This window comes from Dolichospermum compactum NIES-806, assembly GCF_002368115.1.
Taxonomy (GTDB): Bacteria; Cyanobacteriota; Cyanobacteriia; order Cyanobacteriales; family Nostocaceae; genus Dolichospermum; species Dolichospermum compactum.
In genome coordinates, this window is sequence record NZ_AP018316.1 from 3,035,874 (window position 1) to 3,049,692 (window position 13,819).

A 13,819-nucleotide genomic window follows, 5' to 3' on the forward strand; every position below is an offset into this window, starting at 1 on the left:
GGAATTAAAATTACCCATTACCGAAAAATTCTTGGAAAATATGTAGATATTTCAGGAATAGGCAGTTATAATAGTTATAATAATTTGTTAGATACAAAATGTAAATCAATCTAAAGTTCCTCCGTCTTACCCTATACCCCTGCATCCCAACACCCTGAGTATCTAAAGTCTTTGAGTTTACCAGGGAAAGGGGCTAGTTAGTCCGATACGAGAAACCATCAATTTACACCCTCAGTATTTACCGCCTAAAAATTCCCGAGTCAAACAGTAATTTTAGGTTTAGATTTAAAATATTTGTATCCAACTGGGTGTATAATTCTTAGTTTGATTTCAAGATCACACTTGTAAACAAGCCATTTATCCGTCTGTAGAATATGACCAACGACATCGATCTGATCAAGCGTCTTGGACCTAGTGCGATGGATCAGATCATGCTTTATCTGGCCTTCAGTGCGATGCGTACAAGTGGCCATAGGCATGGAGCATTTTTAGATGCAGCCGCAACAGCAGCCAAGTGTGCAATTTACATGACCTATTTAGAGCAAGGACAAAACCTGCGAATGACTGGGCATTTGCACCACCTTGAGCCAAAACGAGTGAAAATCATTGTTGAAGAAGTCAGACTTGCTTTAACTGAAGGCAAACTTCTCAAAATGCTGGGTTCACAAGAACCGCGCTATCTGATTCAACTTCCCTATGCCTGGATGGAAAAGTATCCTTGGATACCAGGAAGATCCCGCGTTCCCGGTACGAGTTTGACCAGTGACGAGAAAAAACAAATTGAGCAAAAGCTCCCAGATAATCTTCCTGATGCCAAGTTAGTTACCTCATTTGAATTTATGGAGTTAATTGACTTTCTTCATAAGCGATCGCAGGAAGAGCTACCCCCTAGCCATCAGATGCCCTTGAGTGAAGCATTAGCCGAACATATTAAGCGTCGTCTACTGTATTCAGGAACGGTAACACGCATTGATTGTCCCTGGGGAATGCCCTTTTATGCTCTCACCCGTCCGTTCTATGCTCCAGCCGATGATCAAGAACGTACATACACAATGGTCGAGGACACGGCTCGGTATTTCCGGATGATGAAATATTGGGCAGAGCGGAAACCAAACACAATGCGGGCTGTGGAAGAATTGGATATTCCACCTGATTGGATTGAGCCAGCAATGGAGGAACTAGATGAAATTATCCGGTCTTGGGGTGATAAATATCACAAAGAAGGCGGAGTCCCGATGATCTTACAGATGGTTGTTGGTAATAAAGATGAATAGAAAACAAAATTTTTATGTTGGGTAGGGTGGCATATTTACCAACCCTACATTGTAAATCTATTTACTCATGGGAGTTGAGGGTTAAGGCGAAAGTCTATGGCTTGGGATTAAAACCCAATGGCTTTGTAGACACAGAGCCAAAACCGCTAGATCCTTCACTGGCACTAATACAAGTATTTAATGCTTGAGCAGGACTCAAATCAATTTCCCGACGTAAACCAACTACACACTCAGCAAAGGTTACTGGTAACAAACTGCGACCACAGGATGTTAAGGTAGCTGCATTTTCTGAACCCTGATAACTTTTACTAATGCTAACTACACAGGTTGCTAAATCCTGTGGATTGCGAGCCTGACGACAGGAAGAAAGGGCATCCACAGGTGTGATTTGTGTAAGCTTATGAATTTTTGCTACACATGAAGATAACTCTCTTGGGCGAATTGTCGAAGCACAATCTTGAGATGCTGATGTAGCTGTGATTCCCACACTCAATAGTTGAGCAGCACAAACCCGATAGTCATTCTCGTAGGAATCGGTAACAGCTAGAGTAGGTAAACTACCGATTAGTAATCCACCTATAGTCATAAATGATGCTGTAAATCCTCTGAAGGAATAATTGTTTTTTTTGTTCCCAAAGTTACTCATTTTTTTTCGCTTTTTAACATAACCGTTTTCGGTTCCACCAAGGTTATGCTACCGTAGAATCTAGTCCCAATTTTCTACCATCAAAGAATGTCGGTGTAATCACCAAAAATCAACCGAAAAGTGGTGAATTCGACGGATTGATTTCTTTGAATATTAGCGGTAAATAAAAGACAATTTAGCTATAAAATGTCTATGCTTTTGGGAAATATGCCATAATGGTAGGTCTGAATAAAATTTTAGAAGGATTAAATTAAGGAAACTCATGTCCCGATATAGAGGACCCCGCCTCAGAATTGTCCGTCGTTTAGGCGAATTACCAGGCTTAACTCGGAAGAGTGCTAGACGTGCTTATCCCCCTGGACAACATGGTCAAAACCGTAAAAAGCGCTCTGAGTATGCTATCCGTTTAGAGGAAAAGCAAAAACTCCGCATGAACTACGGTTTAACTGAAAAACAAATGCTGCGTTATGTCCGTAAAGCTAGACGAGTATCTGGTTCTACCGGACAGGTGCTGCTACAATTGTTAGAAATGCGCCTGGATAATACCGTTTTCCGCATGGGTATGGCTCCGACAATCCCCGCCGCCCGTCAATTGGTAAATCACGGTCATGTAACTGTTAATGGCAAACCAGTAAATATTGCCAGCTATCAATGTCGTCCTGGTGAAGAAGTCGCTGTGAGAAACAGAGAAGCTTCTAAGAAGTTGGTGGAAGCTAACTTGCAATATCCCGGTTTGGCTAACCTTCCTAGTCATTTAGAGTTTGATAAAACTAAGTTGGCTGGTAAGGTCAATGGTGTAATTGAACGGGAATGGGTAGCATTACAAGTTAATGAACTACTCGTGGTGGAATACTACTCACGTCAAGCGTAAGACAATTTTGGATTTTGGATTTACGATTTTGGATTGGAATTGTTTTTCCTTGAATCTACAATCCAAAATCTAAAATCTAAAATTTGTTTAATTGACTAGCCGCCAATTTGCGACATGGTACGGGTGTATGTGCCGACAGTACCAGGGTCGCGTTGCTTAAAGTTTATTTCTGATTTGATGTTTAAAATTTGTCTAACTTGTATTTGGAGGTCAGTGGTGCTAATACCAGCACGCAAAGCGGTTTTTAAGTCAGTTTGACCTGTTTCGTTTAATAAGCAGGGACGTAACCAACCATCGGCACTTAAACGCATCCGATTACAGCGATCGCAAAAACATTCTGACATTTGGCTAATAAATCCTATTGTACCTTTAGCTCCAGGAATCTGAAATACATCAGCCGGTCCGTTACCACTAACTTGGGATTCTGTCAAGCCCCAACGCTCACTGATTGATTGACGTAAATCCGCTGAAGATACCCAACCGCGATCGACAAATAAGCCTTCATTACCAATAGGCATAAATTCAATAAATCGGACGTGCCATTGTTTATCAATAGTTAAAGCAGCTAAATCTAAAATCTCATGGTCATTAACGCCAGGAATTACGACTACATTTAATTTTAATGGGTCAAATCCCACATTATAAGCAGTCTGGATTCCTTGCCATACTTGTTGCCACCGCCCACGTCCATGACTACCGATAATTTCTTCAAATATATGTGGATCTAAAGAATCTAAACTAATATTAATTCTTGTTAAACCTGCATCATAAAGGCTTTTAGCAATAGGAGCGAGTAAAAACCCATTTGTAGTCATTCCTATATCTTCGGTTTGGGGAAGATGAGCAATTTTTTCAACTAAATCAACTATATGGGGACGGAGTAAAGGTTCACCACCCGTTAAGCGAAAACGGGTAAAACCGACAGGGATAAATACTTCTTGAATGAGAGTAAGCAGTTCTTCATCAGTTAACAATTGTTGTTTGACAATATAATCAAGTTCTGCATCTGATGGCATACAATATTGACAACGAAAATTGCAGCGATCAATTAAACTGATGCGGAGATAGTCCACCTTGGTTATAATATCGCTAGTTGTCATATTCAAAAAAGGGGTTACAAATCAAACTATTTTATTATAGAGCCTTCATTATAAAATGAGCCATTTATAATCAAATATATAAGTATTGAGACAGAATTAATTACACAATGTCATTGCGTAAGCGAAGCGTGGCGTTAGCTATATGGAACGAAGTGAAATGAAGCAATTCCAAGGGTTGTGATTGCTTCCCTTCCCTCGCAATGACTGTAAATATTTTTGTCCAATTACTTATCTTGGATAATTATATATTTTTTTAGTAAGCAATGCTTACTTTACAAAAATGGAAAATAATAATTTTTGGATTCAAGAATATGTTCATCAAATGTCTTTATTATTGGATTTACCAATAAATGAAGAATCTAAAGATGGAGTAATTGCCAATTTTGAGAAAATCAAAGATATCGCTGAAATCGTCAATAACTTCCCTTTGCCAGAATCAATGGAAATTGCACCTATTTTTGAACCATAAATGAACCATGAAAGATGCTGTATCTATCGCCGAAAATGTGTTATCACGTAAAGTTAGCGCAGTGGATATTACCCAATCTGCATTAACTAGAATTGCTGATAGAAATAATCAATTAAATTGCTTTACAACTATTACCACAGAAACAGCTTTACAAGATGCAGCAAATATTGATCAAGAAATTGCAGGAGGAAAAAATCCCGGTGTTTTAGCTGGTGTACCTTTTGCAGTGAAAAACCTATTTGATATTGCAGGTTTAACAACATTAGCAGGGGCAAAAATCAATGCTGAAAATCCCCCCGCTACCCAAGATGCAACCGCAATTAAGAGATTAAAAAAAGCCGGTGCGGTGTTACTTGGGACGTTAAATATGGATGAATATGCTTATGGATTTGTCACAGAAAATGCCCATTATGGCACAACTCATAACCCCCATGATTTAAACCGTGTTGCGGGAGGTTCTTCTGGTGGTTCTGCTGCTGCGGTTGCTGGGGGTTTAGTTCCTTTTACTTTGGGTTCAGATACTAACGGTTCTATTCGTGTTCCTGCGGCTTTATGTGGTGTTTTTGGGTTTAAACCTACTTATGGCAGGTTATCCCGTGCAGGTGTAAAATTATTTTCTAGCAGTTTAGATCATATCGGTCATTTTGCCAATTCAGTCCGAGATATTGCCACAATTTTTGATGTTTTACAAGGTGAAGATGAAAAAGATCCAGTTTGTACAAAACGTCCGATTTCTAAATCTTTACCACAAATAAATCATGATATCTCTAATTTGAGAATTGCGATCGCCGATGATTATTTTACCCAAAATGCCGAAATAGATGCTTTAAAAGCCGTTCAACAGGTTGCTAATGCTTTAAATGTCAGTGAATATGTAACTATTCCCGAAGCAAAAATTGCCCGATCTGCGGCTTTTATAATTACCGCTTGTGAAGGAGCGAATTTACATTTAGATAAATTAAAAAGCCGTCCCCAAGACTTTGATTTTGCGACGCGAGATCGTTTTTTAGCAGGTGCATTAATTCCTAGTAGTTGGTATTTACAAGCGCAGCGGTTTAGAAAATGGTATGGAAATCAAGTTAGAGAAATATTTGCAAATGTAGATATAATTATTGCCCCAACTACACCCATTACTGCGCCCTTAATTGGACAAAGAACCATGATATTAAATGGTGAAGAAATTCTGATTCGTCCTCATTTAGGTTTATTCACTCAACCATTATCTTTTATTGGTTTACCTGTTTTATCTGTTCCTATTCAACAGGAAAATTCTTTACCTTTAGGAGTACAATTGATAGCAGCACCGTATAATGAAGCTTTAATTTTACGGGTTGCAGCAATTTTAGAAAAATATGGTATAATTCAATAGGTTTATGTTAGGAATAAAACTCTTTTTTAACCCACATTCCGCACCCACAACTGTCACGCCCCAAGGAAAGGGATGTATTTAGTACATAAGAACTAATTGCCGAGAGAATTTTTTGAAGCCAAATAGAAATTATTCTTATTAAGGTACAAGTACAGTTAAATATTCACGACTAAGTATAAAATTATTGGTTCTAAGGTTATTTTGATAGAAAACGTAGTTCAAAATCATTGAAAGGTTTGTACTCAATTACGATGAAAAACCTCAAAAGATGTCCTGATTCACTCCAAAAATGAGAAAATACAAAACAGATGCTTTCGTGGAGTTTCTGTTGTTATGTTTAATGTAAAAGACATTGAATTGAAGAAGATTGACCATTTGGGGATAGTAGCAGGAATAGTAGATTCAATTGGGATAGTAGAAATAATTAATAATTTACTAGGGTCAGAACCAGAAGAAAAAGTCAGTGCGGGTCAAGTAGTAAAGGCGATGATTTTAAATGGCTTAAGCATGATGTCACAGCCTTTATATATGTTCCCAACATTCTTTGAATTAATCGCTTGTGAACACTTAATTGGTGTAGGAGTAAAACCAGAATATCTGAATGATGATAAGCTGGGGAGAGTAGTTTCTTTTTCCAATATAAGTTGTAAAATTTCTAAAACTATATTTCTTGTATAAACAGCATTTTGATATAAACTCGTAGCTGTAGACATCCTTAACCATATATCTTTGCTATTATATAGCAGATTAGTAAGTTCTTTAATTGCAATTTGATTACCAGGATTAATTTTGATTAAACCAGGACTTACGCAACTGGCACAGCGATCGCTAATTATTAGTATATGTGTACTGCAATAATGAAGATGTTATTGAATCAGACTGATTGAGAATTGTTAATAGTAATAGATTAAATAAATGACGGGTATTAATTTTATGAGAGAATGATGATAGGGTGCATTAAGAAATTAATTAACGATGAAATTTACTAAACTTAATTACTGCCAGTATTTACTTAGCAGTCAAATCAACTACACAATGACTAATCTAGCAGAACATTTAGACAATATTAGTCACGATAAAATTAATTATTATTTAAAAAATGAGTTCTATGGATGTTACACAACAGGTGTGTAAAATCCGTTGGAAAATAGAAGAGTTTCACAGGGAGATAAAACAATTAACTGGCATTGAATCATGTCAGTGTCGCAAAGGTCGTCTTCAAAGAAATCATATAGCTTGTGCTATGTTGGTTTGGCTAAGACTAAAAAACTTAGCTTACAACACAGGTCAAACTATTTATCAAATTAAGCATAATTTGCTTTCTAATTATTTAATAGGACAACTAAAACGTCCAGATATTGCTATGTCAATGGTTTAGTCTTTAGGCGCTCGGTGCAGCGTAGCCGCACCATCGCTTGTGCCAGTTGCGTAAGTCCTACCTATTTTCCTAACTTACAGCTAATTGCACCTTAAATCTTTAAAAATTCATTCCCCGAATTATCACACCAATAAAACTCATGAAGCCAATTACCAGTAAAGCCACGCCGATAATTTCCGCACTGTGAGAGGTTTCGTAGGTATAGCGGTTATTTTGAATTTGTTTAAGTAACTGACGGTGTTCTCTTAACCCTAAAACCATTCCCAACATTCCCGTAACAATAAAAGACAACCCCACAATCACTGAAAATCTGACTGGGTTTAGGTGATGACTCAGACGAGTATTTTCAATCGCCCTAACGATAGTGGGAATACCAAAGCCAAAACCAATTAAGGAAAGACAGGTGCGTATCCACGCCATTAATGTGCGGTCTGCTGCCGCTCGACTGCGGTATTTAGCTAGTTCTGTTCTATCTGCTGCTAAATCGTTGGTAGAAAGTTGTTCAGGTGTTTCTGGGTTTATGGGTGGCTGACTCATTGTGGTAAGATGTGCCTGTAAATTACCTCTGAATAATTACTTTTATTGTTGCTTATTGAGTTCTTGAGTCAGAAAATAATTGAGGAAAGTTCTAATTAAGGCAACAATTCCTAATTTTCCCAGAGACTCAAAGGTTGAATGGTAGGTTGTAGACAGAATATCTGCTCCTAATTGAAATTCTAATGCCAGCACTAGCCAAATTCCAAAGTTGAGCCGGATTTGCAGAAATCGGTTTTGACTATGATTATGGTTCAGAGAAATTGCTATTTTTCCGGTTTTTAATACACCCAATAAAATACAAAAAACAGAAATTAACTCTAGTAAGAATTTGAGCAAAGTCACAAAAAATGCTAACCCGCTCTCTAGCTGTTCAAATAATGCCATAATTTAGCTTTTTTCTCACGCAGAGGCGCAGAGGCGCAGAGAGGAATTGAAAAATTGCATTTATTAAGTAGGTTGTTTCTCTAATTTGCGTTTATTCCAAATTGAGTAAAAACTACCTAGAACTGCTCCCAAAATTACATAAGCTATGAGTGTGGGAATTACCTGTTGTTGTACGTCATTCAAAATAGCGGTAAACAAGGCTAATCCCACATTACGAGCAATACAGGAAATTGCTAAAATTGGTTGTGTATCATCATTATGATCTCCTAAACTGTGTCCTATTGCTAGAGAAACAATTATCATGATTGTAATCACAACCATTGGTAATCCCCAAACTTTAAAAAATAGGGGAATCCCTAAAATACCAGCCAAAATAACCAGCAGTAATAAAAGAATATCAGCAATAAAATTTAAAGGTTGGGCGATATTTTCGGCAAATTTAGGAATAAACTTTTGCAGCAACAGACCGATACTGACAGGCAACAACTGTACCATGATCACCTGTCTAGCGACTTCTAAAATTGTCACTTTTTCTACAAGATGCTGAAATAGGCTGAAAAAAATCCCCAAGGTGATGGGAGTAACGCAGACTGCAAGTATGGCCAGGGTTAGCTGAAGACTGGCTGCGTAACAGAATCTACCTCCAGCCTTTTGCGCTCTTTTTGTGGTCAGAGGCGCACCTGGAGAAGCCGCTAACAAGGCTAATCCTGTGATTACTTCTGGGGGTAAGTTAAACAATTTTAGCAGGACAATAACCACTAAAGGAACCAGCACCACAACGGCTAAAAGCGCCCGGAATAGTAAAGCCGGTTTTCGCCACAGGGAGAGCATTTCTTCAAAACAGAGATTGCTGCCTATGGCTAACATTAGAGAAAAAATCGTGATTTTAGCGAAAATCAGCAGTAAAGGATGGTGCATGGCTTTCACTACATAACTTGCTCCCTAGAAAGATATGAAACGAAATAAAGCGATCGCCAGGGTTTAAAAAGCGGTTTTAACCGCACGAGTCGTTTTCCTCTCAGCACTAAAGTGACTGAGTTTCCCACTTACCACAAGGTCTTATGATATCTCTAAACACAACCCCCTATTACTATCTCTGGTAATAAGCTTTATTGCTCCCAACTTCCTACCTGACATCTTGCACCAACAAAAATTGATGTCATTTAATCATTAAAGCCACCTTCAAGCCCGCAGGTTTGAATCTGTAGGTGAAAGTGGCTTTAAAAATCAGCTTATTAACAGGTTGTTATGGCGATGCACTGACAACCCATCTATTCTCTACCTGTTGGTAAACCTAACTTATGATTGCTAGGACTAGGAGAAGACTCATGGTGAGTGATTTTCAACTTGGGTTTAGGACTACCGCCACCGCTGCTGCGTCTGTCGTCGTTGCCTCTACCTTCTTTTGACCAAGAGGAACGACCACTGCGACCACCACCGGAACTGCGTTCACGTTCGCCACTATCACCACGTTTGTTGATTCTGGGTTTGGGAGTTGGGCTTTCCTCAACAGGTAGGTCTACTCCTGATAGTAACCAAGCGGGGCGGGTTTGATCGTAGGCGATTTGTAAAGCAGCAGCGGCGATCGCATGAGCATCATATTCCTCAATCATTTCGCTGATAATGGGCAAGAAGGAAGCTAACCTTTCCCCAGTTAAAGCTTCAGCAACTTGTCCTCTTAACTTCTGGATATGTTGGGCTTCAATCTGTGCCTTGGTAGGAATAGACAGAATCTGCCAAGTTTGACGGTTATGGCGTTCAAATGCCTGTTGTTTGCGGCGTTCAAATGCCTGAACTAAAGAAATTGCCGTTCCTTCTTTTCCAGCCCGACCAGTCCGACCAATCCGGTGAACATAAGTCTCAACGCTATCGGGTAAATCAAAGTTGATTACATGAGAAAGTTGATCAACATCCAAACCTCTAGCTGCAATATCAGTGGCTACCACCCAACGCACTTGACGGTTACGGAAACGGATTAATAGGCGTTCCCGGGCTTGTTGGGATAAATCACCATGATATTCATCCACACTATGACCAGCAGATTGCAATTGACTGGTTAATTCTGCGGCTGTGCGTCGAGTGCGAACAAAGATTAAAGCTGTTTCTGGATCTTCCATTTCCAGAATTGGTTGTAAGGCTTTAGCTTTTGTCCAATGACGGGGAATCATGTAAGCCACTTGATTGATTTTATTCGGTGCGGCTTTGGGTTGTTCAACGGTGACAGTTACCGGTGAATTCAAAAATTTATTGACCAACATCCGAATTGATGGTGGCATTGTGGCTGAGAATAATGCTGTTTGGCGTTCTTCAGGGGCTTGAGAAAGAATTCTTTCTACATCGTCAATGAAGCCCATGCTTAACATTTCATCAGCTTCATCTAAGACAAACCATCTGACTTGATCTAATTTCAAGTTACCACGATCTAGTAAGTCTATGACCCGTCCTGGTGTCCCAACAACGATTTGCGCCCCACGTCTGAGTTGCATAATTTGGCGGTCAATTGATTGACCACCGTAAATAGCCGCTGCTTTCAAGTAACTGTTACCAATAAATTGGGAAACAGCAGCGTGAACTTGAATTGCTAACTCACGAGTTGGGGTTAAAACTATTGCTTGTACAGCTTTTAAGCTGGGATCTAGTTTTTCTAAAATTGGTAGAGAAAAAGCTGCGGTTTTACCTGTTCCTGTTTGGGATTGACCAACTACATCCCGACCATTTAAGAGTTGAGGAATTGCTTGGGTTTGAATATTTGTAGGTTCAGAAAAACCCATGTTTGCTAACAGTTCAGCCCGTTCTTGGGAAATACCTAATTCTTGAAATGATAAATTCATTAATGCTCCTAGATTTGATTGTGAATTTTGAACTTGTGAACCGATACTTATTTGTAAATTAAGTCTTATACAACAGCAGATAGCAGATAGGAAGATAATCTATCACTATTGATAACTTGACCATAGAGGTCATAGGCATCGGCACTTTCAATTGCTACTTTGACGATGGTTCCTAGCCTAGCCTCTCCTTTAACATAGACTTGACCATCAACTTCGGGAGAAAATCTGCCGGAACGACCGATTAATTCTCCACCTTCAGGATTTTCTTGCTCAATCAGGACATCAACTATTTTGCCGACTTCCTGCTGATTTTTCTGGAAGGAAATTGGCTGTTGTAATTCCATTAGTTGATTACGGCGTTCCGTCATCACTTCTGCTGGAATTTGATTGGGTAGATTGTAGGCGGGAGTTCCTTCTTCTGGTGAGAAGGTGAAGACACCAACATGATCAAATTTATGTCGTTTTGTAAACTCTAATAAATGTTGAAAATGTGCTTCCGTCTCTCCAGGAAAACCAACTATAAATGTGGTTCTTAGCACTGCTGATGGTAGGGCAATTTTCAGCCGTTCCATAATCCCATCATTAATTTGCCCTTGCCAAGGACGATTCATGGCGCGGAGAATTTCTGGATGGGAATGTTGGAGAGGCAAATCCAAATATGGTAAACAGTTGGGGGTTTCTTGGATGGCAGCAATTACATCTGGTGTGAGTCCGGTGGGATAGGCGTAGTGCATCCTAATCCAAGGGATATCTACTTTGCCTAATGCCCTCAGCAATTCGGCTAATTTGGGTTTCCCGTAAATATCTAAGCCGTAATTGGTGGTGATTTGGGAAATGAGTATTATTTCTTTGACACCTTGACTTGCCAGTTGTTGGGCTTCGGCGACTATTGATTCAATGGTACGCGATCGCTGGTTTCCTCGCAAATGGGGAATAATACAAAATGCACACCGATAATCACAGCCTTCTGCCACTCGCAGGTAAGCTACTCCTTCAGTGGTTGTCCGATAACGGGGTGTGGTTTCATCGGCAATATAGGTAGGTTCGGCAGTAATTTCTTTAACTCTCTCTCCCTGTTCTACTCGCTCGATGATATCAACAATTTTGTGATAATCCCCTGTCCCCACTACCGCTACTGCTTCTGGCAATTCTTCCAATAATTGTTCTTGAAAGTGTTGTGCCATGCAGCCAGTAATGACGATTTTTTTATTGGCTTCCGCTAGTTCTACTAGGGTTTTTACTGATTCCTGTCGAGCCGCTTCGATAAAACTACAGGTATTGACAATTACGTAATCTGCTACTTCTTCGTTACTATCTACGCCATAGCCTGCATTTACTAGCAGTCCTAGCATATGTTCTGTATCAATTCGATTTTTCTCACAGCCCAGGTGAGAAATGGCAATTGTTGGCTTTTCAACCATATTTTGAATAGATCTTCCGTTTTTCCTTGTTAATTAACATTCAAGCGTTGGCTTAGGAATATGCAAACACCAAAATATCCCAGGAAAATGAAGCGGGTTTTACTCCTGACTCCTGACTCCTGACTTTTGACTCCTGCTATAATTTCCACCCAACTACCCGCTACTAATTACCAGATTTAACCTATATAACTAGCAACTTTAACTAGTAAAAGCCAGATTACGACCTTCAGCTATCATGTTGATAGGGGTCATATTATGATACTTCTACTAATTTGTTTCCCAGGGTAATCTTTAAGTGTCTTTGGGTAAGTCCGACACTCATTATATTTTTAACAATTCGCTTAATGGTATTTTGCATTACCGCAGCGTGGGCGTTGTTAATTTACCCGTTGGGAAGCCGACCAAGAGGTCTGTTGTGAGAAGCCGCTACCCAACTGGGGAAATCGCATTGGCGACTACGCCTATCAAGCAGTAATGCTACTCGGACATTTGCAATTAAATGCCGGGAAGCTGCCTTACATCTTGTGAGTGGCAAACTTCTCTTGTCATCAGATTCTATCTTAACATATCTTATGGAAGGTTGAAAGTTAATTTATATCTTCAGGAGGAGGCAATAATTTGACCATAAAAAGGTGGGGTCAGGGGCAAGGAGATGGGAAAAATTACTAATTACCCATTACCAATCATCTATTCCCTGTTTTCTGTTCCCTAAAGCAACTTATATTATTAGTATAAAAGGCGGAAGGCTGTAATGCCTAGAGAATCTACATTTTTTGTTTGATTCTTCCTGTCTAGTTATTGATGCCATTTTGTTACCCCCTCGTCTGGAGAGTGGGGATAGGCAAGAACTCCAGACTGTGACAAGTAAATTAAAGACGCGGACTTATATCAGTTGGTTTAAACTGATATGGTTATGCTATAACACTCATTACATAGTTATTGAATAACTGATTTTCACTAATTGAGTATCACTTGAGTATTATGGCAAAAGCTAAAGCTGACAAAGGTTCTATCGGTCTAATGTCTGAAAAAAACAGACTCAAGGTAAACTTCCCTAGACAATACTTCCCAGGCATAAGTCAGATTAGGAAAGGATTACAACTGTCTGATACCCCTAGCAATAGAGCAAAAGCAGTTGAGATAATAGAACAATTGCAAATCGAATTAAAGCGCGGTAAATAGTTAATACGAATATTCCCATTACCCGAAAATGGTGAATTATGGCAATTATTAAAGTCATTACCACAACAGGACGGTAATGAAAATGATGTAGTCTTTAAATCACGTGATTTAAAGATTTTAAATGAAGTATTAGCAGGTTGTCATTGGAGAGGGCATGAGCAGCGCAAACTTAAAGGAATAATACCTACTTTGATAAAACAGGGTAAGTTGACAAAATACCTGCCACCTTACAACACTCGACACACATTCATTACTCATCAAATTTTTGATTTAGGACGTGATGAGAAAATAGTGTCGGCTTGGTGTGGACACAACGAGAAGGTGTCAGAGAAGCATTACCAGGATGTCTCTGATAGA

The 13,819-nt window shown here is 39.2% G+C and carries 12 protein-coding genes and 2 pseudogenes; 7 read left to right on the top strand and 7 right to left on the bottom strand.

Annotated elements, in window-relative coordinates:
* Nucleotides 1-374: 374 nt before the first annotated feature.
* Nucleotides 375-1,274 carry a heterocyst differentiation master regulator HetR gene (hetR, locus tag CA730_RS14375; RefSeq protein WP_096668259.1) on the top strand — a complete coding sequence of 300 codons (900 nt, stop codon included), beginning with the start codon at nt 375-377 and terminating at the stop codon, nt 1,272-1,274.
* Between the two features lie 94 nt (nt 1,275-1,368).
* Here the strand turns inward: hetR and CA730_RS14380 are convergent, their stop codons facing one another.
* Nucleotides 1,369-1,860 (bottom strand): hypothetical protein, encoded by a 492-nt coding sequence (locus CA730_RS14380; RefSeq protein ID WP_231939843.1) that lies wholly within the window; start codon nt 1,858-1,860, stop codon nt 1,369-1,371.
* A gap of 322 nt (nt 1,861-2,182) precedes the next feature.
* Between CA730_RS14380 and rpsD the strand changes: the two genes are divergently transcribed.
* On the top strand, nt 2,183-2,791 hold the full coding sequence (gene rpsD, locus CA730_RS14385; protein ID WP_096668263.1) for a 30S ribosomal protein S4: 609 nt from the start codon (nt 2,183-2,185) through the stop codon (nt 2,789-2,791).
* Nucleotides 2,792-2,886: 95 nt separating this feature from the next.
* Here rpsD and moaA read toward each other — a convergent pair whose 3' ends face one another.
* On the bottom strand, nt 2,887-3,873 hold the full coding sequence (moaA, locus tag CA730_RS14390) for a GTP 3',8-cyclase MoaA (RefSeq protein WP_096671544.1): 987 nt from the start codon (nt 3,871-3,873) through the stop codon (nt 2,887-2,889).
* Between the two features lie 298 nt (nt 3,874-4,171).
* On the opposite strand from moaA, the gene CA730_RS14395 reads away from it, so the two are divergent.
* From CA730_RS14395 to CA730_RS25175, 4 genes and pseudogenes are all read left to right on the top strand, one after another.
* Nucleotides 4,172-4,360: a DUF4089 domain-containing protein gene (locus tag CA730_RS14395; RefSeq protein ID WP_096668265.1), complete on the top strand. Its 189-nt coding sequence runs from the start codon at nt 4,172-4,174 to the stop codon at nt 4,358-4,360.
* Nucleotides 4,361-4,367: 7 nt separating this feature from the next.
* Entirely contained in the window at nt 4,368-5,729 is a 1,362-nt protein-coding gene (locus tag CA730_RS14400) for an AtzE family amidohydrolase (protein ID WP_096668267.1), read from the top strand.
* A 333-nt stretch (nt 5,730-6,062) separates the two neighbouring features.
* A pseudogene (locus CA730_RS14405) lies at nt 6,063-6,356 on the top strand (DUF4277 domain-containing protein); the annotation flags it as partial.
* 475 nt (nt 6,357-6,831) lie between these two features.
* Nucleotides 6,832-7,107 (top strand): annotated as a pseudogene (locus tag CA730_RS25175) (transposase); the annotation flags it as partial.
* Between the two features lie 99 nt (nt 7,108-7,206).
* Here the strand turns inward: CA730_RS25175 and CA730_RS14415 are convergent.
* The 5 genes from CA730_RS14415 to rimO all read right to left on the bottom strand — a co-directional run bounded on the left by CA730_RS14415 (nt 7,207) and on the right by rimO (nt 12,280).
* On the bottom strand, nt 7,207-7,644 hold the full coding sequence (locus CA730_RS14415; protein WP_096668269.1) for a YidH family protein: 438 nt from the start codon (nt 7,642-7,644) through the stop codon (nt 7,207-7,209).
* Nucleotides 7,645-7,686: 42 nt separating this feature from the next.
* Nucleotides 7,687-8,028: a DUF1622 domain-containing protein gene (locus tag CA730_RS14420; protein ID WP_096668271.1), complete on the bottom strand. Its 342-nt coding sequence runs from the start codon at nt 8,026-8,028 to the stop codon at nt 7,687-7,689.
* 63 nt (nt 8,029-8,091) lie between these two features.
* Entirely contained in the window at nt 8,092-8,946 is an 855-nt protein-coding gene (locus CA730_RS14425; RefSeq protein WP_096668273.1) for a bile acid:sodium symporter family protein, read from the bottom strand.
* A 353-nt stretch (nt 8,947-9,299) separates the two neighbouring features.
* Entirely contained in the window at nt 9,300-10,859 is a 1,560-nt protein-coding gene (locus CA730_RS14430) for a DEAD/DEAH box helicase (protein ID WP_096668275.1), read from the bottom strand.
* A 65-nt stretch (nt 10,860-10,924) separates the two neighbouring features.
* Nucleotides 10,925-12,280: a 30S ribosomal protein S12 methylthiotransferase RimO gene (rimO, locus tag CA730_RS14435; RefSeq protein ID WP_096668277.1), complete on the bottom strand. Its 1,356-nt coding sequence runs from the start codon at nt 12,278-12,280 to the stop codon at nt 10,925-10,927.
* Nucleotides 12,281-13,261: 981 nt separating this feature from the next.
* On the opposite strand from rimO, the gene CA730_RS14440 reads away from it, so the two are divergent.
* Nucleotides 13,262-13,462: a hypothetical protein gene (locus tag CA730_RS14440; RefSeq protein ID WP_096668279.1), complete on the top strand. Its 201-nt coding sequence runs from the start codon at nt 13,262-13,264 to the stop codon at nt 13,460-13,462.
* The last annotated feature ends 357 nt before the right edge of the window (nt 13,463-13,819 follow it).